This is a genomic window from Streptomyces sp. NPDC002935, from assembly GCF_040611295.1.
Classification (GTDB): Bacteria; Actinomycetota; Actinomycetes; order Streptomycetales; family Streptomycetaceae; genus Streptomyces.
Genome location: NZ_JBEXNW010000021.1, coordinates 78,336 through 99,872, shown reverse-complemented (window position 1 = coordinate 99,872; position 21,537 = coordinate 78,336). Strand labels below are relative to the sequence as shown.

Annotated in this window: 21 protein-coding genes; 10 read left to right on the top strand and 11 right to left on the bottom strand. The window is 72.7% G+C overall.

The window, feature by feature from the left end; all coding sequences use genetic code 11:
- The first annotated feature begins 29 nt into the window (after window positions 1-29).
- The 3 genes from ABZX90_RS26865 (at window position 30) to ABZX90_RS26855 (ending at window position 2,367) form a co-directional block, all read left to right on the top strand.
- Complete coding sequence (locus ABZX90_RS26865) at window positions 30-788, top strand: 5-oxoprolinase subunit PxpA (RefSeq protein ID WP_351132447.1); 759 nt, start codon at window positions 30-32, stop codon at window positions 786-788.
- Window positions 789-883: 95 nt separating this feature from the next.
- Window positions 884-1,501 carry an allophanate hydrolase subunit 1 gene (locus ABZX90_RS26860; protein WP_355208883.1) on the top strand — a complete coding sequence of 206 codons (618 nt, stop codon included), beginning with the start codon at window positions 884-886 and terminating at the stop codon, window positions 1,499-1,501.
- Complete coding sequence (locus tag ABZX90_RS26855) at window positions 1,498-2,367, top strand: biotin-dependent carboxyltransferase family protein (RefSeq protein WP_355208809.1); 870 nt, start codon at window positions 1,498-1,500, stop codon at window positions 2,365-2,367. Before ABZX90_RS26860 ends, ABZX90_RS26855 begins: the two co-directional genes overlap by 4 nt.
- A gap of 82 nt (window positions 2,368-2,449) precedes the next feature.
- Here ABZX90_RS26855 and ABZX90_RS26850 read toward each other — a convergent pair whose 3' ends face one another.
- The 5 genes from ABZX90_RS26850 to ABZX90_RS26830 form a co-directional block, all read right to left on the bottom strand.
- The gene (locus ABZX90_RS26850) at window positions 2,450-3,304 is read right to left on the bottom strand and encodes an SGNH/GDSL hydrolase family protein (protein WP_351132451.1); all 855 of its coding nucleotides are present in this window, start codon (window positions 3,302-3,304) and stop codon (window positions 2,450-2,452) included.
- Window positions 3,301-4,455 (bottom strand): glycosyltransferase, encoded by a 1,155-nt coding sequence (locus tag ABZX90_RS26845; protein ID WP_351132453.1) that lies wholly within the window; start codon window positions 4,453-4,455, stop codon window positions 3,301-3,303. The genes ABZX90_RS26850 and ABZX90_RS26845 overlap by 4 nt, the downstream gene beginning before the upstream one ends.
- A complete protein-coding gene (locus ABZX90_RS26840) occupies window positions 4,452-5,576 on the bottom strand; it encodes a glycosyltransferase family 1 protein (RefSeq protein ID WP_351132455.1) in 1,125 nt (374 codons plus the stop codon). The genes ABZX90_RS26845 and ABZX90_RS26840 overlap by 4 nt, the downstream gene beginning before the upstream one ends.
- 139 nt (window positions 5,577-5,715) lie before the next feature.
- Window positions 5,716-7,134: a HEAT repeat domain-containing protein gene (locus ABZX90_RS26835; RefSeq protein ID WP_355208804.1), complete on the bottom strand. Its 1,419-nt coding sequence runs from the start codon at window positions 7,132-7,134 to the stop codon at window positions 5,716-5,718.
- A gap of 300 nt (window positions 7,135-7,434) precedes the next feature.
- Window positions 7,435-7,827 carry an ankyrin repeat domain-containing protein gene (locus tag ABZX90_RS26830; protein ID WP_355208801.1) on the bottom strand — a complete coding sequence of 131 codons (393 nt, stop codon included), beginning with the start codon at window positions 7,825-7,827 and terminating at the stop codon, window positions 7,435-7,437.
- Between the two features lie 260 nt (window positions 7,828-8,087).
- On the opposite strand from ABZX90_RS26830, the gene ABZX90_RS26825 reads away from it, so the two are divergent.
- Entirely contained in the window at window positions 8,088-8,282 is a 195-nt protein-coding gene (locus tag ABZX90_RS26825) for a hypothetical protein (RefSeq protein ID WP_037621052.1), read from the top strand.
- Between the two features lie 39 nt (window positions 8,283-8,321).
- Window positions 8,322-9,893 (top strand): hypothetical protein, encoded by a 1,572-nt coding sequence (locus ABZX90_RS26820; protein ID WP_351132461.1) that lies wholly within the window; start codon window positions 8,322-8,324, stop codon window positions 9,891-9,893.
- Window positions 9,894-10,005: 112 nt separating this feature from the next.
- Here the strand turns inward: ABZX90_RS26820 and ABZX90_RS26815 are convergent, their stop codons facing one another.
- Entirely contained in the window at window positions 10,006-11,505 is a 1,500-nt protein-coding gene (locus ABZX90_RS26815) for a PLP-dependent aminotransferase family protein (RefSeq protein ID WP_351130974.1), read from the bottom strand.
- A 33-nt stretch (window positions 11,506-11,538) separates the two neighbouring features.
- Here ABZX90_RS26815 and ABZX90_RS26810 point away from each other — a divergent pair, with 33 nt between their 5' ends.
- The 4 genes from ABZX90_RS26810 to ABZX90_RS26795 all read left to right on the top strand — a co-directional run bounded on the left by ABZX90_RS26810 (window position 11,539) and on the right by ABZX90_RS26795 (window position 15,076).
- Window positions 11,539-12,291, top strand: coding sequence for a hypothetical protein (locus ABZX90_RS26810; protein WP_351130975.1), 753 nt, complete (start codon window positions 11,539-11,541; stop codon window positions 12,289-12,291).
- Entirely contained in the window at window positions 12,288-13,055 is a 768-nt protein-coding gene (locus ABZX90_RS26805) for a glycerophosphodiester phosphodiesterase (protein WP_355208796.1), read from the top strand. The genes ABZX90_RS26810 and ABZX90_RS26805 overlap by 4 nt, the downstream gene beginning before the upstream one ends.
- Before the next feature lie 41 nt (window positions 13,056-13,096).
- The gene (locus tag ABZX90_RS26800) at window positions 13,097-14,446 is read left to right on the top strand and encodes an MFS transporter (protein WP_355208794.1); all 1,350 of its coding nucleotides are present in this window, start codon (window positions 13,097-13,099) and stop codon (window positions 14,444-14,446) included.
- A gap of 255 nt (window positions 14,447-14,701) precedes the next feature.
- On the top strand, window positions 14,702-15,076 hold the full coding sequence (locus tag ABZX90_RS26795) for an RNA polymerase-binding protein RbpA (RefSeq protein ID WP_081223278.1): 375 nt from the start codon (window positions 14,702-14,704) through the stop codon (window positions 15,074-15,076).
- Between the two features lie 212 nt (window positions 15,077-15,288).
- Here the strand turns inward: ABZX90_RS26795 and fxsA are convergent, their stop codons facing one another.
- From fxsA to ABZX90_RS26775, 4 genes are all read right to left on the bottom strand, one after another.
- Window positions 15,289-15,858 carry an FxsA family membrane protein gene (gene fxsA, locus ABZX90_RS26790; RefSeq protein ID WP_351130980.1) on the bottom strand — a complete coding sequence of 190 codons (570 nt, stop codon included), beginning with the start codon at window positions 15,856-15,858 and terminating at the stop codon, window positions 15,289-15,291.
- Window positions 15,859-15,940: 82 nt separating this feature from the next.
- On the bottom strand, window positions 15,941-16,732 hold the full coding sequence (locus tag ABZX90_RS26785; protein ID WP_351130982.1) for a polyprenol monophosphomannose synthase: 792 nt from the start codon (window positions 16,730-16,732) through the stop codon (window positions 15,941-15,943).
- 540 nt (window positions 16,733-17,272) lie between these two features.
- The gene (locus tag ABZX90_RS26780; protein ID WP_355208790.1) at window positions 17,273-18,889 is read right to left on the bottom strand and encodes an amidohydrolase; all 1,617 of its coding nucleotides are present in this window, start codon (window positions 18,887-18,889) and stop codon (window positions 17,273-17,275) included.
- Window positions 18,890-19,254: 365 nt separating this feature from the next.
- Window positions 19,255-19,695, bottom strand: a complete 441-nt coding sequence (locus tag ABZX90_RS26775; protein WP_351130985.1) for an Lrp/AsnC family transcriptional regulator — start codon at window positions 19,693-19,695, stop codon at window positions 19,255-19,257.
- Between the two features lie 268 nt (window positions 19,696-19,963).
- On the opposite strand from ABZX90_RS26775, the gene ABZX90_RS26770 reads away from it, so the two are divergent.
- Complete coding sequence (locus tag ABZX90_RS26770) at window positions 19,964-20,404, top strand: hypothetical protein (RefSeq protein WP_351130986.1); 441 nt, start codon at window positions 19,964-19,966, stop codon at window positions 20,402-20,404.
- 12 nt (window positions 20,405-20,416) lie between these two features.
- On the opposite strand, the gene ABZX90_RS26765 is transcribed toward ABZX90_RS26770, so the two are convergent.
- Window positions 20,417-21,529: a phosphotransferase family protein gene (locus tag ABZX90_RS26765; RefSeq protein ID WP_355208786.1), complete on the bottom strand. Its 1,113-nt coding sequence runs from the start codon at window positions 21,527-21,529 to the stop codon at window positions 20,417-20,419.
- Window positions 21,530-21,537 lie beyond the last annotated feature (8 nt).

Here is a 21,537-nt window from a genome sequence, read left to right as displayed (position 1 = left end):
AGAGGCCGGAAGAGGAGCGACGGCAGATCATGACCCACATCGATCTCAACGCCGATCTCGGCGAGGGCTTCGGCCGCTGGCGGCTGACCGACGACGAACAGCTGTTGTCCGTCGTCACCAGTGCCAACGTGGCCTGTGGTTTCCACGCCGGGGACGCGGCCACCATGCGGCGGGTGTGCGAGCTGGCGGCTGCGCGGGGCGTACGGATCGGCGCCCAGGTCTCCTACCGAGACCTGGCGGGGTTCGGGCGGCGCGCGATGGACGTGCCGCCCGACGAGCTGGCGGCCGAAGTGGCCTACCAGATCGGCGCCCTGGAGGTCTTCGCGCGCGCGGCGGGCTCGCGCGTGGCGTACGTGAAGCCGCACGGCGCGCTCTACAACCGCGTCGTGCACGACGAGGAGCAGGCCGCGGCGGTCGTCGAGGGCGTCGTGCTCGCCGGCGGCTCTCTGCCCGTCCTCGGTCTGCCGTCCTCGCGGTTCCTGAAGGTGGCCGAGCGGGCCGGACTGCCCGTCGTCACCGAGGCGTTCGCGGACCGCGCGTACACCGAGGAGGGCACTCTGGTGCCGCGCACCCAGGAGGGCGCGGTGATCACGGAGGCCGAGACGGTCGTCGAACGCTCGCTCGGCCTGGCCCGGTTCGGGGTGGTCACGTCCCACTCCGGGGAACGTGTTCCGGTCCGCGCGCGCTCCCTGTGCCTGCACGGGGACACCCCGGGCGCGGTCGGCCTGGCCCGCCGGGTGCGCGCCCGACTGGAGTCCTCGGGCGTGCGCGTGGAGGCGTTCGCATGAGGGCGCGGCCCGTCGACGACGGCACGGACCCGGACCCCGCCGACGACGCCGACGACGCCGACGCCGACGACGACGCCGACGACGACGCCGACAGCATGAAGGCCCTGCCCGTCGGTGACCGGGCGCTGCTCGTCGAGGTCTCCTCGGGGCAGGCGGCCCAGGCCCTGCACGCCGAGCTGCTGCGGCGCCGCGCGGAGGGCTCACTGTCCGTGCGGGAGATCGTCCCGGCGGCCCGCACGGTGCTCCTGGACGGCCTGGACGACCCCGCGCGTCTCGCGGAGCGGCTGCCCGGCTGGGAGATCCCGCCGCTGAACGCGCGCGCGGACGACGCCGTCGAGATCCCGGTACGGTACGACGGTCCCGACCTGGCGGACGTGGCGGCTCTTTGGGGGGTGGCGGTGCACGACGTGCCCCGGATCCACGCGGCGGCCGAGTTCCGGGTCGCCTTCTGCGGGTTCGCGCCCGGCTTCGGCTACCTCACGGGACTGCCGACGCGGTACGACGTGCCGCGCCGGGCGACCCCACGGACGGCGGTTCCCGCGGGCTCCGTGGCGCTCGCGGGCCCGTACACCGGTGTGTACCCGCGCAGTTCGCCGGGCGGCTGGCAGCTGATCGGCACGACGGACGCGGTGCTGTGGGACCACGCACGCGTACCGGCCGCGCTGCTGGCACCCGGCACGCGGGTCCGCTTCGTACCGGCGGGGCGTCCATGAGCGACCGGGCCCTCGCGGTGGTGCGCGCCGGGGCCCTGACCACCGTCCAGGATCAGGGGCGCCCGGGCCACGCGCACCTCGGCGTACCGCGCTCCGGAGCGCTGGACGCCCCCGCGGCGGCGCTGGCCAACCGGCTCGTCGCCAATCCCGCCGAGGCGGCCGTGCTGGAGACGACGCTCAACGGCTGTGCCCTGCGCCCCCGTTCGACGATCACGGTGGCGGTGACCGGAGCGCCCTGCCCGGTCACCATGGACGGTCGCCCGGCCGCGTGGGGTGCTCCCGTCCGGGTGCCCGCCGGGGCGCTCCTGGACGTCGGTCCCGCGCGCGCGGGCCTACGGAGCTACGTGGCCGTGTCCGGCGGCGTGGCGGTCGATCCGGTGCTCGGCAGCCGCTCGACCGATCTCCTCTCGGGGCTCGGCCCCGCGCCCCTCACTGACGGCGCGGTGCTTCCCCTGGGGTGCCCCGGTGTCCTTCACACGCGCGTGGACGCCGTTCCGCACAGCGCACCGCCCGCCGAGCTGGTCCTGCGCGTGACCCTCGGCCCGCGCGACGACTGGTTCACGGCGTCGGCCGTACGGACGCTCACGACGCGCGCCTACCGGGTGTCGTCGGCGAGCAACCGCATCGGCCTGCGCACGGAAGGGCCCTCGCTGGAGAGGGCCGTCTCCGGCGAACTCCCCAGCGAGGGCATGGTCCTGGGTGCCGTCCAGGTGCCGCCCGACGGCAGCCCGGTCGTCTTCCTCGCCGACCATCCGACCACCGGGGGGTACCCGGTGATCGCGGTCGTCCGTGGCACCGACCTCCCCGCCGCCGCTCAGGCGGTCCCGGGAACCCCGGTGCGCTTCGTGGCCGTACGCCGCCGCTGAGGACCTCAGGGGTCCGCACTCCGTCGGGCCGAACGCCGGGCCCGCGAGCGCCCCGCACGTCCCGCGCACCCCCGCCCGCCCGTCATGCCGGGTCCGGCTGTTCGGCCACCGACAGGGCGGCCAGGGCGGACGCGACGGCGTGCGAGGCGCTCAGGTCGAGGCGGGCGCTGGTGCCCCGGGCCCGGTGGCGCACCTCGGACGCGGCCAGGGTGAGCAGTTGGGGCAGCAGGTCCGTGCAGCGCCGGGCCACCCACCCCGTTCCCGCGGTGGCCAGCCACAGGAGGCTCGCCGAGCGGGTCGGCGCGGGGAACTCGGGCTCGGCCGAGGGCGTGATCCCGGTGGCGATGCCGTCCTCGGTGAGCAGGGCGTGGAAGCGCAGGGCGAGTTGGCGATGCCCCCGCTCCCCCGGGTGCAGCCGGTCCGCGCTCCATATGGCGCGGTCGCTCAGCCACTCCTCCTCCGCGGCGTGCAGATGCATCGCCCCGTGCCGCTCGGAGAGCGCGTGCACGACCGTGTTGACCGCGCGCTGCCGCCTGGCCAGCGGGCGGGCCAGCGACCCCGGTAGCCCGAGCATCGAGCCCGGGTCCGGGAGGCAGGCCGTCATCACGACCGTGTCCCGCGCGCGGAACGCCGCGTACACCTTGTCGAGCCGTTCGGCCACCGCGTGGATGTCGAAGGTGTACCGCAGGGTGTCGTTGACGCCGATCACGACGGAGACGAGGTCGGGCTCCAGGGCGAGCGCCGCCGGGGTCTGCCGCTCGAGTACGTCGCGTGTCTGCGCCCCGCTGACCGCGAGGTTGGTGAACTCCACGGGCGCGTCCGCCGGCGCGATCCCGGGGGCGAGCAACTCGGCCCACCCCCGCCACCGGTCCCCGACGGGGTCGCCCACGCCTTCCGTGAGCGAGTCCCCGAGGGCGACGAACCGAACCGGTCTCATGCCACGCCCTCCTGGAGACGCGGCCGTGCCTCGACCACCGCGTCGTGCGCGGCGAGGAAGCCCGCCACGGCGGCGTCCCAGCCGAAGCACTCGGCACGCGCGCGTGCGGCCTGCCTGCGTTCGCTCTCGGTGCGGCCGAGCAGCAGCCGTACCGCGTCCGCGAAGGAGTCCCCGTTGTCACCGGCGGTGGCTCCGGCGGAGCCGACGATCTCCGGCAGGGCGGAGAGCGAGCTGGCGACCACGGGGGTGCCGCACGCCATGGCCTCCAGGGCGGCGAGCCCGAAGGTCTCCGCGGGCCCGGGTGCCAGGCACACGTCGGCCGAGGCCTGGAGCGAACCGAGCAGGGTGCGGTCGGCTATGTGCCCGAGGAAGGTGACGGGGAGCCTGCGCTCCCTGGCCCGCTGTTCGAGACGGGCCCTGAGCGGTCCGTCCCCGGCGACGACGAGCACGGCCCGCTCACCGCGCCGCAGCAGCGCCTCCAGCGCGTCGAGTGCCGTTCCGGGACGCTTCTCGACCGAGAGCCGCGAGCACATCACGAGCAGGGACTGGTCCGCGCGCGCGTAGCGGGCACGCAGCGCCGGGTCCCGCAGTGCCGGGTGCCGGTTCACCAGGTCGACGCCCAGGGGGGCGCGTACGACATTGCGGGCGCCGATGCGCACGAACTCGCGCTCGGCGAACTCCGTGGTGCACACCACGCGCGCGTAGGTGTGCGCGGTACGGACGTTGAGGGCGTCGGCGGTCCGCCGGGCCATCCCCTCGGACAGTCCCCAGGTCCGCAGCACACCGTCGGCGGTCTCGTGGGAGACCATCACCGCGGGTACCCGGGCCCGTCGCGCCCAGACCCCGGTCCAGCGCAGGGTCGTGCGGTCGGAGACCTCGAGGCGGTCGGGGGCGAGCGACTCCAGGAGCCGGGCCACCCGCCGTTTGTCCGTGAGGACGCGGTAGCCGCCGGTCCCGGGCAGCAGCGGCCCCGGCAGCGTGATCACCCGTCCCTGCTCGGTGTCGCGGTCGCTCGCGCGCTCTCCGGGAATGATGAGCACCGGTTCGTGGCCGGCCGCCAGGTAGCCGGTGCCCAGCTCCCGCAGCGCGGTGCGCAGGCCCCCGGAGGCGGGGGCGACGAAGTTGGCGAGCCGTACGATGCGCAGACTCATGCCGCCACCAGCTTCCGTGCGGAGAGCACGTCGTTGTAGTGGCCGATGAGCTGGTCGCCCACCGCGGCCCAGGTGCGGCCCTCGACCATGGCGTGCCCAGCGGCGCCGTAGGCCGCCCGCAGCGCGGGATCGGCAGCCAGGGTGCGCACCGCGTCCCGTACGGCGTCGCTGTCGCGCGGCGGGACCAGCAGGCCGGTGCGCCCGTGGTCGACCAGGTCCAGCGGTCCGCCGGCTGCGGGAGCGATGACGGGCACTCCGCTGGCCATGGCCTCCTGCACGGTCTGGCAGAAGGTCTCGAAGGGGCCGGTGTGCGCGAAGACGTCCAGTGAGGCGAAGATCCGGGCGAGTTCGTCGCCGGTGCGCCGGCCGAGGAAGACCGCTCCGGGGAGCGCGCCTCGCAGGGTCGCTTCGCTGGGTCCGTCGCCGACCACGACGACGCGGACGCCGTCCAGTCCGCAGACTCCGGAGAGCAGTTCGACCTGCTTCTCGGGGGCGAGCCGGCCGACGTAGCCGACGATCAGCTCACCGTTCGGCGCCAGTTCGCGGCGGAGCGCCTCGTCCCGGTGGTCGGGGCGGAAGCGGACCGTGTCGACGCCGCGCGCCCACAGCCGTACCCGGGGCACGCCGTGTGCCTCCAGGTCGTGCAGGGCCGCGCTGGACGGCGCGAGCGTCCGGTCGGCCGCGGCGTGCACGGAGCGGATGCGCCGCCACGCGGTGGCCTCACCGGCGCTGATGTACGTACGGGCGTATCCGGCGAGGTCGGTCTGGTAGACGGCCACGGCGGGGATGCCGAGCCGGGAGGCGGCCGCCATGCCGCGGACGCCGAGGATGAAGGGGCTGGCCAGGTGGACGATGTCGGCGCGGTGTTCGGTGATGGCCGCGGCGACGCGTCGGCTGGGGAGGGCGACGCGGACCTGGGGGTAGCCCGGGAGCGGAAGGGAGGGGACACGGACGACCGGGCACGGCGCCGAGGCGTCGGGCCCGTTCCCGGCCGAGGTGGCCGGGGCGACGACGAGGGGAGCGTGACCGCGATCGACGAGGTGCCGGGCGGTCTGGAGCGCGCAGTGGGCCACGCCGTTCACATCGGGGGGAAAGGATTCGGTCACGATGACGACACGCATACGGGTGTTCTCGCCGCACCGGACGTGGCCGCGTCAACGTGGATCTATGCGAACGATGAACGTCCCGTGAGCGTTGCGCTCCGCACCCGTCCAGGTCAGCCCCCGTCCACGCGCTCCTGACTCCCGGGTCACCGAACGTTCATACGGCCGGCATGTCGGGCCCGATCCGGCTCCGTACCGCTGTCTGGACTTCGGCCTCCTCGGCCGGATCCGCTGCCAGCCGACGCAGTTGATCCACCACGCGCGCGTCACCGGTCTCGGCGTGCCGGGCGGCGATCTCGCGGGTGGTCTCCTCGCAGTCCCACAGGCACTCGACGGCGAAGCCGGCGGGGAAGGAGGGATCGGTGGCGGCCAGGGCACGGGCGGCGCGCTGACGCAGATGCGATGACGCGGTCTCCCGGTAGATGTGCCGGAGCACAGGGGCGGCGCAGGCGATGCCGAGCCGTCCGGTGCCGTCGACGAGGGTCCACAGGGTCGGCGCGTCGGGGCCCTCGCCGCGTACCGCCTCGCGCAGGGCGGCCAGTACGAGGTCGCGGTCCTGTGCCCCGCCCCGGCAGGCGAGCATGCGGCCGGCGGCGGCGCCGAGGGCGTCGGGCCGGCGGGCCCAGCCGCGTGCCCGGTCGACGGCGGCGACGCTCCGCATCCGTTCGAAGGCGTCGACGGCGGCCTCGGCGACGGCCGTCGGACCGGCCGCGACCGCCCCCTCGATCAGGTCGAGGGCGTCCGGGTCATTGCCGTCGGCGAGATAGCGCAGGGCTGTGCACCGCGCCCCCTCCCCGCCGTGGCGCGCGGCCTCGACGATCTCGGGACGGTCCTCCGGTCCGGCGACGGCGGTGAGGCATCGGGCGGCCGGGACATGCAGCGCGGCTCCCCGGTCGATGCCCTGCTGGGCCCACTCGAAGACGGCGCGGACGCTCCACCCCGGGCGGGGTCCGGACGGCCGCATCTGGCGCTGCCAGCGGTCGAAGGACCCGGCTTCCTGGGCGGCACGCACGCGTGTGGCGATGGACGCGCGCGGATCGTCGGCCCACAGGCGCCAGGGCCGTGGCTCGAACGCGTCGCGTACGACGGCGGCGAGGGCGGCCTCGCCCTCCGCGTCGGACGGGAACCGGGCGAGCACGGGGGCGGCGAGGGCGCGCAGGCCCGCGTCGTCGTCGCGCAGGGCCAGTTCGTCGAGGGCCCAGGCCCAGCTGGTGCCGACGGCGGCGTACCTGCGCAGCAGCGCGAGCGCGTCCCGCCTGCCGTAGGAGGCGAGGTGTCCGAGGACCGCGAGGGCGAGCCCCGTGCGTGACTCGCAGTCGTCGAGGACGTCCTCGGCATCGAAGAGGTGCCGCTCGATCTCGTCGAGCTCACCGCTCAGGTCGAGGTAGAGACGGGCGTAGTACAGGGACCGGTTCTCCACCTGCCAGTCGTGGCGGGGGTCCCTCAGCACACAGTGGTTCAGTGCCGCGAGCGCTTCGGCGCGCGGTGCGGTGAGCGCGTGCAGCGTACCGTCGCCGCGGCCCCTCTGGAGCAGGCCGAGCAGTGTTCCGCTGGGCGCTATGACCGGATCGAACATGGGAAACAGCCTCACATCAAGCGTCGACGCAACCGGGATCCTGCATTACCTGGCCGCGTGACAACACGTCGGAGCGCCCGCCGTCTCTTGCTTGCTGTAGACCATCTTCCTCTGCCTCTCGTCGGTGGCCCATACGGGCCGCGTCACGGCCCGCGCGGTGCGGCAACTTCTGCCCAGCCATCGCGTCCGTGAATCACGTCGTCATGATGACTCGGCGGTTCTTCCTGCCGCGACCGTATTTCCGGCGGCCCCGTACCGCCTCCCCTTTTTCCTGCGTATCGCCTGGTCAGAACGTTTGGGTCAGGGTGCGCCGAACAACTTGAGCACGTCCGTCTTGGCGAACATGCGCGCCGTGTCGACGGCCGAGGGGGTGCCCGCGGCCGGATCGGCGCCGGCGGCCAGGAGTACCCGGACGACGGCTTCCTCGCCCTTGAAGACGGCTCCGGCGAGCGGTGTCTGACCCCGGTCGTTGACGCGGTCGGCCTCGGCGCCGCGCTCCAGGAGGGCGCGGACCGCCTCCGCGTGGCCGTGGTAGGCGGCGAGCATCACGAGCGAGTCGCCGCGGTCGTTGGTGAGGTCGGCCGGAACACCCGCGTCGACATACGCCACGAGGGTCTCCGTCTCGCCGCGTCGCGCCAGATCGAAGATCTTGGTCGCCAGCTCCACGACCTCGGGGTCGGGGGCTTCACTCATCGGCCGGACCGCCTCTCACTGCAACCGTTCGGGTGAATCGACAGGGTACTGGCTCCGGCGGCACATGACAGGCATCGTCCGCGGCAAAGATCACAAAGGGTGCATCGGGCGCAACAGACCAGCTCAGGCAGCCCAAGACGGCTCCACCGCGCGAGTGAAATCTGCCGAAATTCACCCAGTTGCACCTTTTATCGTATGGATACATGCTGTGATCCTGGAACAACTCATGGTGACTGTCCCCACGAACCAGGAGAGCACAAATGATTCTGTCCATGTCAGGCGTCGTCCTTCTCGGCATCATCGTCTTCCTCTTCTTCAAGAAGGACGGACTGAAGGCGTCGCACGCCCTGGTGGCCGCACTCTTCGGCTTCTACCTCGCGAGCACGGCCATCGCGCCGAGCATCAAGGCCGGCGGGGAGAGCCTGGCGGGCCTCCTCGGCGGGATCAAGTTCTGACGACGTCCCCCACCTCGTACGCACCTTCAGGAGACAGCAGTGGCTCGGCGCCCTCTCCCCCGCATCCTCAGCAACGGCACCGCACAGATCGCCAAGAGCCGGGAGCTGGCCCGGACGGCAGCCGACAGCGCCACCGATGTCCTCCATCCACTGATCACGGTCACCCGTGGACTGCGCCGGCTGGCAGCGGCCGGACGGCGCAAGTGGGCCGCCACCCCCAAGGACCGGCGCGGACCGCTGCTGTTCCTGGTGGCCTCGGTGATCCTGGTCGTGGCCCTGGTGCCGTACGGACCGCTGCTCGCCGTCATCAGCCTGATGGCGGCGGCAGCCTGGACCGGCCGGGAGCGCACCCCACCGCCCGCGACCGGTCCCGACGAGGCGCAGACCGGACGTCTCCAGTCCCTCTACGAGGCCCTCGTCCCGTACTTCTCGGCCGCCGAGGACCCCGCCCCCCTCTACGCCCACGGCGGCGACTGGGAGAAGGCCTTCGACTCGTACGACTTCGACGACGACGGACGGGTCTCCCGTCTGCTCATCCGCTACCCGGCGTACTTCACGGACGGCGAGCCGGACTCCCGCGCCCGTATCGAGCAGCTCCTGCACGCCAAGTCGGGCCGCGGCCGTGAGTATCACTTCGACTGGGACGAGGAGGGCAACGAACTCACCGTCACGGTCCTGCCGCCCCTGCCCACCGACATCGCCGCCCAGCGCTTCGTCACCGCGCCCGGCGAGACGGTCCTCGGCTTCACCGACCCGGCCGACGTCCAGCGCACGCTCCCGCTCACCCACGGCGAGGAACGGCGCGACGTTCCGCCGGTCGTCTGGCGCACGGGCGCCCGCTCCACCGAACCGCACCTGCTGATCACGGGCGAACCGGGCACCGGTACGACCACCCTCCTGCGCTCCATCGCCCTGCAGTCCCTCCAGTACGGCGATGTCGTCATCGTCGACGGCGGCGGCACCGGCGAGTACGCGTGCCTGACCGGGCGGGACGGTGTGCTGGCCGTCGAGTGCGCGGCCGGCGGGGCGCTCGGCAGTCTGGAATGGGCGGCGCACGAGACGGAGCGGCGGCTGATCGCCGCGAACCGCGCCCGTCAGGCGGGGCATCCGGCTCCCGACGACATCAAGAACCCGCTCTGGATCCTGCTGGACCGTCCGACCGCGCTCGGCCATCTGGCCGCCGCCGACGGACGGGGGGACCCGCAGGCGCTGCTCCAGGTTCCGCTCCGGCACGGCCGCGCGGCGGGCGTCACGGTCGTGGTCGCCGAGCACTTCGAGAACCTCGACTTCCTCAGCGACGCGGTACGGCAGCACACCCGCGCGCGCGTGGTGCTCGGCCCCGCCTCGGCCGCCCAGCTGGAGTCGATCCTGGGAGCGCCCCCGCACACGACCCCGACCCGGGACGTGCCGCCCGGACGCGGCTACGCCCGCCTGGGCACGGGGCCCGTCCTGCGCCTCCAGGTCCCGGCCACACCGGACCCCTACGACGACGCGACGAGCGAGACGCACCGGCGGGCGGTGCTCGACCTTCTCCCGGAGCGGACCACGCCGGGAGACGCGGAACAGGCGCCCTCGCAGGCCGCCGGGGTCGCGGTGGTGGCGGAGGGGTAGGTTCGCCGCCCCCAGGTCTTCGCGTACGGACGGCGGACGGGCCGGAAACCCAACAGGGTTTCCGGCCCGTCCGCCGTCGTCCGTGCAGCCGTCCGTGCAGCCGTCCCTCCGGCTACGCCACGAACGTCCGCGGACTCTCGTCCCCTCCGCTCGCGCCGGTCTCCACCAGCCGGGCCGCCGCGGCCAGCCGCGCCGCCGCCTCCTCCGCGACCGCGCCGCCCACGGTGAACGGCAGCCGCACATACCCCTCGAAGGCGCCGTCCACCCCGAACCGGGGCCCCGAGGGCACCCGCACGCCCACCCGCTCACCGACCTCGGCCAGCCGCGACCCGGACAGACCGCCCGTGCGCACCCACAGGGTGAGGCCTCCACGCGGGACCGAGAACTCCCATCGGGGCAGCTCCCTGCGGACGGCCGCGACGAGGGCGTCGCGGTTCTCACGGGCCTGGCCGCGCCGGATGTCCACCGCCTGCTCCCAGCCCCCCGTGCTGAGCAGCCAGTTCACGGCGAGCTGTTCCAGCACGGGCGTGCCGAGGTCGGCGTACGCGCGCGCGGCGACCAGGCTGCGGATGACGTCGGGGGCGGCCCGCACCCAGCCGATCCGCATGCCGGCCCAGAAGGCCTTGCTCGCCGAACCCACGGTGATCACGGTCGAGCCCGCCGGGTCGAAGCTGCACACGGGGCGCGGCATGTCCAGGCCCTCGTCCAGGTGCAGTTCGCTCATCGTCTCGTCGACGACGAGGACCGTGCCCGCCGAGCGCGCCGCGTCCACGAGCCCGCGCCGCTGGTCCTCGCCGGCTAGCGCCCCGGTGGGGTTGTGGAAGTCGGCGACGACGTACGCGAGCCGGGGCGCCGCGTCGCGCAGGACCTGGCGCCAGCGGTCCATGTCCCAGCCGGCGAGTCCCTCGGCCATCGCTACGGGGACCAGCCGGGCACCGGCCTCGCGCATCAGCTGGAGGATGTTGGCGTAGGAGGGCGACTCGACGGCGATGCGCTCGCCCCGGCCCGCGAAGAGATGACAGATCGCGTCGATCGCGCCCATCGCTCCGGTGGTCACCATGATCTGCTCGGGCATCGTCGGGATGCCGCGCGCCGTGTACCGCTCGGCGAGCATGGCACGCAGCGCGGGCAGTCCGGCGGGGTAGTCGCCGTGCGTGTGCGCGTACGGCGGCAGCTCCTCCAGGGCGCCCCGCACACTGCGGGTCAGCCACGGCTCGGGCGCGGGCAGCGCCGCGCAGCCCAGGTCGATCATCGAACCCAGGGTCTCGGGAGGCAGGGGTTCCAGACCGCGTGCGGGCAGCGGGTTCCCGGCGGGAACCGCGGTCCAGCTGCCGGCTCCGCGGCGGGACTCCAGGAAGCCCTCCGAGCGCAGCGCCTCATAGGCCGCGGCGACGGTCGTACGGCTGACGGACAGGGCCAGCGCCAGTTCCCGCTCGGCGGGCAGCCGCGCGGCGACCGGCACCCGCCCTTCGAGCACGAGCAGCCGCACTCCGTCGGCGAGCGCGCGATACGCGGGCGGACGCCGGGTCCCCGGGCCCGCCGGGCGCTCCTGCTGGGAGTTGAGAAGCCGGGCGAGCTGCGCGGCCCCTATCGCCGAAGTCCACTGCGCCATGATTCCAGTCCACCTTCCCCGAATTGGCCATGGATGAAGCCAGTTCCCCAGCCACAGAGTGTCACGGGCAAGGCCACTACCACCACTGGGGGGCATCCCGTGTCCACACGCTCCGAGTCCGCACCTGCCGAGGCTCCCGGGTCCGGGCGGCTTCCGCGCCGTCTCGTCCAGCTGTACGCCGGCCTGGCCCTGTACGGCGCGAGTTCGGCGCTCCTCGTGGAGGCGGGTCTCGGACTGGAGCCGTGGAACGTGCTGCACCAGGGTCTCGCCGAGCTGACCGGCCTCACGATCGGCGTGGTGTCGATCATCGTGGGCGCCGCGGTGCTGCTCCTGTGGATCCCGTTGCGCCAGCGCCCCGGCCTCGGCACCGTCTCCAACGTCTTCGTCGTCGGCATCGCCATGGACGGCACCCTCGCGCTGGTCCCTGACGCGCACGCGCTGGCCGTACGGATTCCGCTGCTGGTGGCGGGCGTCCTGCTGAACGGTGTGGCGACGGGCCTGTACATCTCCGCCCGCTTCGGCCCGGGTCCCCGCGACGGTCTGATGACCGGACTGCACCGGCGTACGAGCCGCTCTGTCCGTCTGGTGCGCACGGTTCTCGAGGTGGCCGTCGTCGCGACCGGCTTCGCGCTGGGCGGCACGGTCGGCGTCGGCACGGTGCTGTACGCCGTCGCCATCGGGCCGCTCGCCCAGCTCTTCCTGCGCGTGTTCGCCGCCCGTCCGGCACCGGTCGTCAGCGCCGTCGTTGCCACAGGTCAACCGGAGGGGGCCATACTGCCCGGGTGAGCACGCGCATCAGCCACCCATACCTCGACCATCCCGGCCCGATCCCCTTCGCGCACCGCGGCGGATCGGCGGACGGTCTGGAGAACACCCTGACCCAGTTCCGGCGCGCCGTGAACGCCGGGTACCGCTACATCGAGACCGATGTGCACGCCACGGCGGACGGCACGCTGGTCGCCTTCCACGACGCCACCCTCGACCGGGTGACGGACGGCGCGGGCCGGATCGCGGACCTTCCCTGGGACGACGTGCGCCACGCGCGCGTGGCGGGCAAGGAGCCGGTCCCCCTCTTCGAGGAACTGCTCGAGACCTTCCCCGAGGTGCGCTGGAACATCGACGTCAAGGCCGAACCCGCCCTCCTGCCGCTGCTCGACCTGATCGGCCGCACCGACGCCTGGGACCGCGTGTGCGTCGGTTCGTTCTCCGAGGCCCGCGTGGTCCGCGCCCAGCATCTGGCCGGGCCGCGCCTCGCCACGTCGTTCGGCACGCGCGGGGTGCTCAACCTGCGGCTCCGCTCATGGGGCGTACCGGCCGCGGTGCGCCGCTCCGCCGTGGCGGCCCAGGTTCCCGAGTCGCAGTCGGGGGTGCCGGTTGTCGACCTTCGCTTCGTACGGGCGGCCCACGCGCGCGGGCTGCACGTGCACGTGTGGACCGTGAACGAACCGGAACGCATGCACCGGCTCCTGGACCTGGGAGTCGATGGCATCATGACCGATCACATCGACACGCTGCGCAAGGTCCTGGAAGACCGGGGCACCTGGTTCTGAGCCTCCTCGCGCGGTCCGTTCACGGAGAAGCGAGGGCACGGGTGAGCACGGACACCGTGCGGACGGAGGCGGCCGAGGAGGCCGCCGAGCGCCGGCGAGAACAACGTGGCTGGTACTTCTACGACTGGGCCTGCTCCGTCTATTCGACGAGCGTGCTCACCGTGTTCCTCGGCCCTTATCTGACAGCGGTGGCCAAGCACGCGGCGGACGCGGACGGGTTCGTGCATCCGCTGGGAGTACCGGTCCGCGCCGGTTCCTTCTTCGCGTACGCGGTCTCCGCCTCGGTCATCCTGTCGATCTTCGTGATGCCGATGGCGGGCGCCGCCGCCGACCGCACGGGCCGCAAGAAGCCGCTGCTCGCCATGGCGGCCTACCTGGGCGCCGGAGCCACCGCGGGCATGTTCTTCCTGGACGGCGACCGCTATCTGCTGGGCGGACTGCTGCTGATCGTCGCGAACGCCTCGCTGGCCGTGTCGATGGTCGTCTACAACTCCTACCTGCCCCAGATCGCCCCGCCCGAGGAGCGCGACGCCGTCTCCTCCCGGGGCTGGGCCTTCGGGTACGCGGCGGGCTCGGTGGTGCTGGTCGCGAACCTGATCCTCTTCACCGCCCATGACAGCTTCGGGGTCTCCGAGTCGATGGCCGTGCGGATCTGTCTGGCCTCGGCGGGCATCTGGTGGGGCGCCTTCACCCTCGTACCGCTGAGGCGGCTGCGCGACCGCCGTACCCCCTCCGCGGAGCGGGCGTCCGCGCACGGATGGCGGCAGCTGGCCGCCACGGTGCGCGACATGCGCGGCAAACCGCTCACGCTCTCGTTCCTGCTCGCCTACCTCATCTACAACGACGGCATCCAGACGGTCATCTCGCAGGCCTCGGTCTACGGCTCCGAGGAGCTGGGCCTCAGCCAGTCGACCCTGATCGTGGCCGTGCTCCTGGTTCAGGTGCTCGCGGTCGGGGGCGCATTGGGCATGGGCAGGCTGGCCCGCACGTACGGCGCGAAGCGCACCATTCTCGGCTCGCTCGTCGCCTGGACCATCACCCTGGGGGCCGGGTACTTCCTGCCCGCGGGCGCGCCCATGTGGTTCTTCGTCCTCGCTTCCGGCATCGGACTGGTCCTGGGCGGCAGTCAGGCGCTGTCGCGCTCCCTGTTCTCGCATCTCGTGCCGAGCGGCAAGGAGGCCGAGTACTTCTCCGCGTACGAGATGAGCGACCGCGGAATGAGCTGGCTCGGCCCTCTGCTGTTCGGGTTGACCTACCAGCTGACGGGAAGTTATCGGGACGCGATCATCTCGCTCGTCGCCTTCTTCGCCATCGGATTCGTGCTGCTCGCGCGGGTCCCGGTGCGCCAGGCGGTGCGCGACGCGGGCAATCCCGTACCCGACAGGATTTAGCGTCCGGGGCCAAAGAGCGGTAGTGTACGCGTTTGGCCTGCCTGGCGTACCGTTACTGCGCGTCAATGATACTGAAGCGTTGGGTGACATCTGATGCCAGATGTGACAAACCGGGCGACGGTGGGTACAACAAGGGGCGGCTACGACGGCGACGCATGACCCACAACGGGAATCTTTACCGCCGACCGGACGTTGACCGGATGACGACGACAGCGACACCTGTCCTGTGGGCGACAAGCCCGGGAGGCACGATTCATGAGTGAGCGAGCTCTTCGCGGCACACGCCTCGTAGTGACCAGCTATGAGACGGACCGCGGCATCGACTTGGCCCCGCGCCAGGCCGTGGAGTACGCATGCGAGAAGGGGCACCGTTTTGAGATGCCCTTCTCGGTGGAGGCCGAAATTCCGGCGGAGTGGGAGTGCAAGGTCTGCGGGGCCCAGGCACTTCTCGTCGACGGCGACGGCCCTGAGGAAAAGAAGGCGAAGCCCGCGCGCACGCACTGGGACATGCTGATGGAGCGGCGCACTCGCGAGGAGCTCGAAGAGGTCCTCGAGGAGCGTCTGGCCGTTCTTCGCTCCGGCGCGATGAACATCGCGGTGCATCCGCGGGACAGCCGCAAGTCCGCCTGACCCTTCCGAGGGTTGAGCGGCATACACCGCACGCCGAGACCGCGGGCACCGTACGTCACGTACGGGGTCCGCGGTCTCGTGCGTTCCGGTGCATTCCGGGGCGCCGTTTCTCGCATTCCGGGGCGCCGTTTCCCTACGCCGTGGCCCCGCTCATCGCGCTGGTCGGCCGCGGCGCGGCGCCGGGGTTTCCAGCCGTTCAGCGGCCGGGGTCTCTAGCCGTTCAGCGGGGGATAGTGCCCGCCGGGCTGCTGCGGGTCCTCGTCCCTGATGACCTCACCCTGGACCACCTTGCCGTCGGGGCGGTGGATACGGGCCTGCTGGAAGGCGTCGCCGACGGTACCGGGGGCGGCCACCCGCATCTTGCGCTCGAAGGCACGCTGCGCGAAGCGGCTGAGGCCCTTCTGAACGGGCGGGACCAGCAGGAGCAGGCCGACCGCGTCGGAGATCAGACCCGGGATCATCAGCAGCAGGCCGCCGAGCATCATCAGGCCGTTGCCCCGGCCGCTCTCGCTCGTGGGCGTGACACCGCTCTGGGTCTGTTGCAGGGTCTGGCTCAGGTTCCGGAAGGCGCGGCGGCCGGCCCGCTTGATGACCACGGCGCCCAGCACGAACCCGGCGACCAGCAACAGGAACACCGTGAGGCCGCTCGTGGCGTGCGCGACCATCGTCAGCAGCCAGATCTCCAGCACCAGCCACACCGCGACACCGAGCGGCAGGAACCTGCGCAGCCGCGAGCGCCGCGGACGGACGGGGTGGGTGGGGGTCGGAACGCCTGTCGTCATGCTCCCAGTGTGCCTGGGCGCGCCTCAGTACGGGATAAGCGGTTGATCAGGCCCGGTTGCGGCTCCGGGTCGGCTCCGGGCGTCAGGACCGCTTGCGGCCCGTGATCCGGCCGACCCGCTCCCCCACACCCCAGGTGGTGACGCGCCACAGCGCCTCCACGAGGATGTCGCGGCTCATCTTGGAGTCGCCCAGTTCGCGTTCGACGAAGGTGATCGGGACCTCGACGACGTGGTAGCCGGCCTTCACGGCGCGGCGGGCCAGGTCGACCTGGAAGCAGTAGCCCTGGGAGGCGACCTCACCGAGGCCGAGGCCTTCGAGGGTCTCGCTGCGGAAGGCACGGTAGCCGCCGGTCACGTCCCGGATCGGTACGTCGAGCAAAACGCGGGAGTAGAGGCTGCCGCCGCGCGAGATGAACTCGCGGGACTTCGGCCAGTTCACCACCCGGCCGCCCGGCACCCAGCGCGAACCGAGCACGAGGTCGGCGCCCTTGAGGGCGGTCAGCAGGCGGGGAAGTTCCTCCGGCTGGTGCGAGCCGTCGGCGTCCATCTCGATGAGTACGCCGTACCCGTGCTCCAGGCCCCAGCGGAAGCCCGCGAGGTAGGCGGCGCCGAGGCCTTCCTTGCCCTTGCGGTGCAACACCTGGACGTTCTCGTCGTCGGCGGCCAGCTCGTCGGCGAGCTTGCCCGTGCCGTCGGGGCTGTTGTCGTCCGCCACCAGAACGTGCGCCTCGGGCACGGCGGAGCGCACCCGGCCGACGATCTTCTTGATGTTCTCCGCCTCGTTGTAGGTCGGAATGATCACCAAGGCCGTGCCGAGCGGGCCGAACTGCCTCCCCTGGGCTTCCGCCGCGAGGGTCCCGTCGCCGTCGTTCACTGCTGCCCCTTCGTATCCGTACGCAGAGGTCCACCATAGTGGGCCCAACCTGCGCTGCTGTGTCGCAGCGTCCCCACGGGGGTGTCGAATCCGCAAGAGCCGGGTAGGAACGGGCGCGCGAAGGCGGAAAACGCGTCCTGCGGATCGGGGCCCGGCGCCCTTCGGGCCGACCAGGGACCCGCTGGCTGCGGGTCGACCGAAAGCCGTTGTCTACTGAACGTCCGGGCCCCACCCGGGTCGCACCTGCCGACGTGTCGGAACGTTCCCTCGCCTCGTGGCGCGGGCGCTGGGCCTGGCTCCCAGTGGCGGTGCGCCGGTGCGGCACACCACCCCTGACCCAGCGGCGCTGCGAGGCCGTGCGGGAGTTCCCCGGCCGGCCGTCCGGTGGTGGACCCGGCCGAACCTACCGGCCTCCTGCTGTCGGCTGTCAACACTGGCTTGATCTGCGCCTTTCCCGACAAAGCCCTGGTCAGCACGGACGATGCGCAGGTGGCGCAACGGGATGGCGGGCGGTGATCTCAGCCGTGGGACCCGGGGACATCACTCGTTAGGCCGTACGAATACCGTCCGTCCGCCGACCACGGTGCGCAGGCAGACGGGCAGGTCGTTCCCGGGGGTCAGATCGGGCAGTCCGGGGGTTCCGGATCGGGGGTCGGTGGACCAGCGCGCCACCCGGTCGTCGGGGGCCTGCACGACGAGCTCCTCGGTGCGCCACACGGCGTAGTCCGCGGGCGCGCCCGGCACCAGGACGCCCCCGTCGTCCCGTCCGACGGCCCGCCAGCCGCCCCGCGTATGGGCCGTGAAGGCGGCGCGCACGGACACCCGGTGCTCGGGCGTCCGGTGGAAGGCCGCCGCCCGGACGGTGCCCCACGGATCGAGCGGGGTCACGGGACTGTCGGATCCGAACGCCAGCGGCACACCGGTGCGCAGCAGGGCCGCGAAGGGGTTGAGCGTGCGGGCCCGTTCGGCACCGAGGAGCTGGGCGTACATGCCCTCCTCGCCGCCCCACAGCGCGTCGAAGGCGGGCTGCACGGAGGCGGTGAGCCCTAGTTCCGCGAAACCGGCGACCGTCTCCGGGGTGAGCATCTCGGCGTGCTCGACCCGGTGCCGGGCGGCGCGTACGCGGGCCAGACCGACCTTCTCGGCGGCTGCGCGGACACCCTCGACCACGGAGGCCACCGCGGCGTCCCCGATGGCGTGGAAGCCCGCCTGGAGGCCCGCCTCGGTACAGGCGACCACATGTGCGGCGACGCCGTCGGCGTCGAGGTGGGCGACGCCCGTGTGGTCGGCGTCGAGGTACGGCTGGTGCAGGCAGGCGGTGTGCGAGCCGAGGGAGCCGTCGACGAAGAGATCGCCGGCCGCGCCGAGGGCGCCGAGGGCCAGCGCCCTCTCGACGTCGCGCTCGGCCCAGTAGCCGACGACCCGGGGTCCGGGCTCCTCGGCGGCGAGCCGCAGCAGGCCGGTGAAGTCGTCCTCGGAGGAGATCTCGGGGCCCGCGCATTCGTGCACGGAGCCGATGCCGAGCGAGGCGGCGTGGGCGAGCGCGGCGCGCTGGGCCTCGGTGCGCTGCTCGCCGCCGACCGCGCCGAGGGCCGCGGCGCGCACAGCGTGGTGGGCGTCGCGGGTCAACGGGCCGTCCGCGGCGTACCCGGCACGCGCCGTGACGCCGGGAACCAGATCCAGGAGCGCGCTGGTGGCCACCGCGGAGTGCACGTCGATACGGGAGAGGTAGAGCGGGCGCCCGCCGGTCGCCTCGTCGAGTTCGGCGCGGGTCGGGGGGCGACCGCCGGGCCAGCGGGCCGCGTCCCAGCCGTGGCCGAGGAGCACCCGGTCGGCCGGACGGGCGGCGGCGAAGTCCCGTACGAGGGCGAGCGCCGCGTCCAGGGACGGCGCGTCGGACAGGTCGAGGCCGGTGAGCGCGAGCCCGGTGGCGGTGGTGTGCACATGGGCGTCGGTGAACGCCGGGGTGACCAGGGCTCCTTCGAGGTCCACGACCTCGTCGACCCCGTCGGCGAAGGCGTCGGCGGCTCCTTCCGAGCCGACCCAGGCGACTTGACCCCGTTCTACGACCATGGCGGTGGCGAAGGGATCGGCGGGGCTGTGGACTTCTCCACCGCGCAGCAGCACGGTGTCCGACGGGGCGGTGCTCTCACTCATGGAAGACAGTCTCGCGCCTGCCGCCGCCGGGCCGCCGCCGGGGTGGGCTCGGCGCGGTCGCCCGGGCGGGGCCGTGTGCCGTCCGCACGGGTCCGCCTGATCAGCCTCTCGGGCTGCGTGATCACCCCTGTGGTGCTGCGTGATCGCCCCGGGCGGTGTGCGGATGCCCCGGCCGGGGGGCGCTTCATCGCCCGGGCACGGTCCGCGTGGCCCCTGGGCGGGTCGGCGTGGCAGCTCTGGGCGGTTCGCGTGGCCGTGCGGACGTGTGTCCGCGTGTTCCGTCCGGGCGGGGCGTGCGGTCGCCCGGGCGCGTGCGTCCGGGCGACCTGCGGGTCCCTCGGAGGCGTCGGGGCCTAGCGGGTCGGTCAGATCCGGGGCGGACGGGCCTCGTAAGGCGTCGACAGGACGACCGTCGTCCGCGTCGACACGCCCGCGAGCGCCCGCAGCCGCCCGAGGAGTTCCTCGAGTTCGTGCGGGGTGGAGACGCGCACCTTGAGGATGTAGTTCTCGTCGCCCGCGACACTGTGGCAGGCCTCGATCTCCGGGACGCCCGCGAGGCGTTCGGCGATGTCGTCGGGGGCACTGGGGTCGAACGGCTTCACCGAGATGAACGCGGTCAGGGGCAGCCCGACGGACTCCGGGTCCACGACCGCGGCGTAGCCCCGGATGACGCCACGCTGCTCCAGCCGACGCACCCGCTGGTGCACGGCGGACGTGGACAGGCCCGTGGCCTTGCCCAGGTCGGTGTAACTCATCCGCCCGTCTGCGACGAGCAGCTGCACGATCTGTCGGTCCAGCTCCTCCATGAAGCAAGAACCTACAGGGCCGTTGATCCCACGGGATACCTCAGCGGTGCAGGTCATACCCGCTTTGTGATGTGGCTTAGAGTCAGTCGCGCGCCACCCGGTGGAGAAATTCCGCCGGGCCAGGCACCTGCGGGCGGCATGTGACGAACGACACACGGATGCAACCGGGTCCGTGATGTTCACGTGATTACCGCAGAGACGGGACGGGAAGTGCTTGCTGTGGTCGAGGTCGCAGCGCCTTGTCGGCCCACCCGAGGGGGAGAATCCCATGCAGAGTCTTAAGCGCCCTGGTCGTACCGCACCCAAGCGGCAGCAGTCCGTTGTCGAGCCCGAGCCGGAGGGTGTCGAACCCGACGCCCTGGACGGCGACGAGTTCGACGCGTACGACACCTTCGAGATGTACCGGGTGATCTGCCCGGACTGTGCGCAGCCCATCGCGCTGCTCGCGGACGAGGAGATCCTGCCGGAGCACGCCCTGTGCGCCTCGCCGTGGAACCCGTTCGGGCTCACGGTCTGCTCGGGCACGGGCCGCACGGCTGCCGACGCACCGCCGGCGGAGGACGAGTCCGCGGAACTCCAGGAGCAGGACACGGCCCTCCTGTTGACGCTGCCTCAGGGCCTCGACTGGCGGACGCAGCCGTTCTCCCACGTGGGCGGCCCGGGCTCGCGCCCGATGCGCGTTCCCGAGATGCGGCGCCAGGCCGCCTGACCCGTCCGGCGCTCAGCGGGCGACGCCCGGTTCATCCCAGTAGCTGCCCTGCACCATGGCTCGCAGGCTGCCGTGGTGCAGGATCAGTGTGTCCGGGTCCGGGGGGACGGTCACCTCGCCGAAGTGCGCCTGGCGGTAGGCGATGCGCAGCATGACGATCGCGTGCCGCAGGGCGGCGTACAGCGTGTAGAAGTCCATGTCGCGCGGTGTGTGGCCGGTGAGGCGGGCGTAGTGGGCCTCGACGCGGTCGCGGCGCAGGAAGCCGGGCAGCCCCGGCTGTCCGAAACCCTCGGTCAGGTCCTGGAAGAAGCGGTGCAGATAGACGGTCCAGCCGAGGTCGACCTCGCGCGGGGCCGGCGCCGCCATCTCCCAGTCGAGGACCGCGACGGGGTCGAAGCCGTCGTAGATGACGTTCCCGATGCGCGCGTCGCCCCAGTTGAGCACCGTCTCGCCCTCGTCGCGCGGCCACAGCGTGTCGAGCCGGTCGAAGGCGCTCTCGATGAGCGGCGAACGCGACCGCCCGTCGATCACCCATGCGTAGTAGGCGCGTTGGGACGCGACGTGCCGGCGCAGTGGGCTGCCGTCGCCGGGCAGGGCGAGGAAGTCGGCGTCCTTCGAGGGGACTTGGTCGTGGAGGCGGGCGAGCAGCGCGATCGAGGCCGCCTCCAGGTGCTCGCGTTCGCGGTCGCTCGCGGCGTGCAGCCAGTTGCCTTCGTACGTGTAGGGCATGACGTCCGGCGGCACACGCCCGGCGACGCGTTCCATCACGAAGAACGGCGTGCCGAGCGGTCCGGGGTCCTCCTCCAGCCAGCGGACCCGCGGCACGGGCAGATCGCTGCGCTCGCCGACCAGACGCATCGTGCGGTACTGCCGCACCATGTCGTACACGGGGAACACGCTGTACGCGGCCGGGTCCGCCGCGAGTCTCAACGCACAGGCGCGCAGCGGCGGTTCGGGATGTTCGATATCGAAGAGCAGGGTCTCGCTGGACATGCCGTTGGACTCGGGGACGGTCACGTTCACCGCCTCGGCGCCCGGGAGTCGCGTGCCCAGCCAGGCGGTCAGCCGGTGCGCGAGCTCCTCGGGGTCACGGGTGGTCGTACGCGGGCGGGGCGCGGTGGCCATCTCGCCAC

Bases quoted from the DNA above. Each gene is read 5' to 3' on its own strand.
- ABZX90_RS26765 (WP_355208786.1), bottom strand. From the start codon at position 21,529: ATGGCCACCGCGCCCCGCCCGCGTACGACCACCCGTGACCCCGAGGAG.
- ABZX90_RS26860 (WP_355208883.1), top strand. From the start codon at position 884: ATGAAGGCCCTGCCCGTCGGTGACCGGGCGCTGCTCGTCGAGGTCTCC.
- ABZX90_RS26795 (WP_081223278.1), top strand. From the start codon at position 14,702: ATGAGTGAGCGAGCTCTTCGCGGCACACGCCTCGTAGTGACCAGCTAT.
- ABZX90_RS26830 (WP_355208801.1), bottom strand. From the start codon at position 7,827: ATGAGTGAAGCCCCCGACCCCGAGGTCGTGGAGCTGGCGACCAAGATC.
- ABZX90_RS26865 (WP_351132447.1), top strand. From the start codon at position 30: ATGACCCACATCGATCTCAACGCCGATCTCGGCGAGGGCTTCGGCCGC.
- ABZX90_RS26825 (WP_037621052.1), top strand. From the start codon at position 8,088: ATGATTCTGTCCATGTCAGGCGTCGTCCTTCTCGGCATCATCGTCTTC.
- ABZX90_RS26810 (WP_351130975.1), top strand. From the start codon at position 11,539: ATGAAGCCAGTTCCCCAGCCACAGAGTGTCACGGGCAAGGCCACTACC.
- ABZX90_RS26815 (WP_351130974.1), bottom strand. From the start codon at position 11,505: ATGGCGCAGTGGACTTCGGCGATAGGGGCCGCGCAGCTCGCCCGGCTT.
- ABZX90_RS26780 (WP_355208790.1), bottom strand. From the start codon at position 18,889: ATGAGTGAGAGCACCGCCCCGTCGGACACCGTGCTGCTGCGCGGTGGA.
- ABZX90_RS26775 (WP_351130985.1), bottom strand. From the start codon at position 19,695: ATGGAGGAGCTGGACCGACAGATCGTGCAGCTGCTCGTCGCAGACGGG.
- ABZX90_RS26835 (WP_355208804.1), bottom strand. From the start codon at position 7,134: ATGTTCGATCCGGTCATAGCGCCCAGCGGAACACTGCTCGGCCTGCTC.
- ABZX90_RS26845 (WP_351132453.1), bottom strand. From the start codon at position 4,455: ATGAGTCTGCGCATCGTACGGCTCGCCAACTTCGTCGCCCCCGCCTCC.
- ABZX90_RS26850 (WP_351132451.1), bottom strand. From the start codon at position 3,304: ATGAGACCGGTTCGGTTCGTCGCCCTCGGGGACTCGCTCACGGAAGGC.
- ABZX90_RS26855 (WP_355208809.1), top strand. From the start codon at position 1,498: ATGAGCGACCGGGCCCTCGCGGTGGTGCGCGCCGGGGCCCTGACCACC.
- ABZX90_RS26840 (WP_351132455.1), bottom strand. From the start codon at position 5,576: ATGCGTGTCGTCATCGTGACCGAATCCTTTCCCCCCGATGTGAACGGC.
- fxsA (WP_351130980.1), bottom strand. From the start codon at position 15,858: ATGACGACAGGCGTTCCGACCCCCACCCACCCCGTCCGTCCGCGGCGC.
- ABZX90_RS26770 (WP_351130986.1), top strand. From the start codon at position 19,964: ATGCAGAGTCTTAAGCGCCCTGGTCGTACCGCACCCAAGCGGCAGCAG.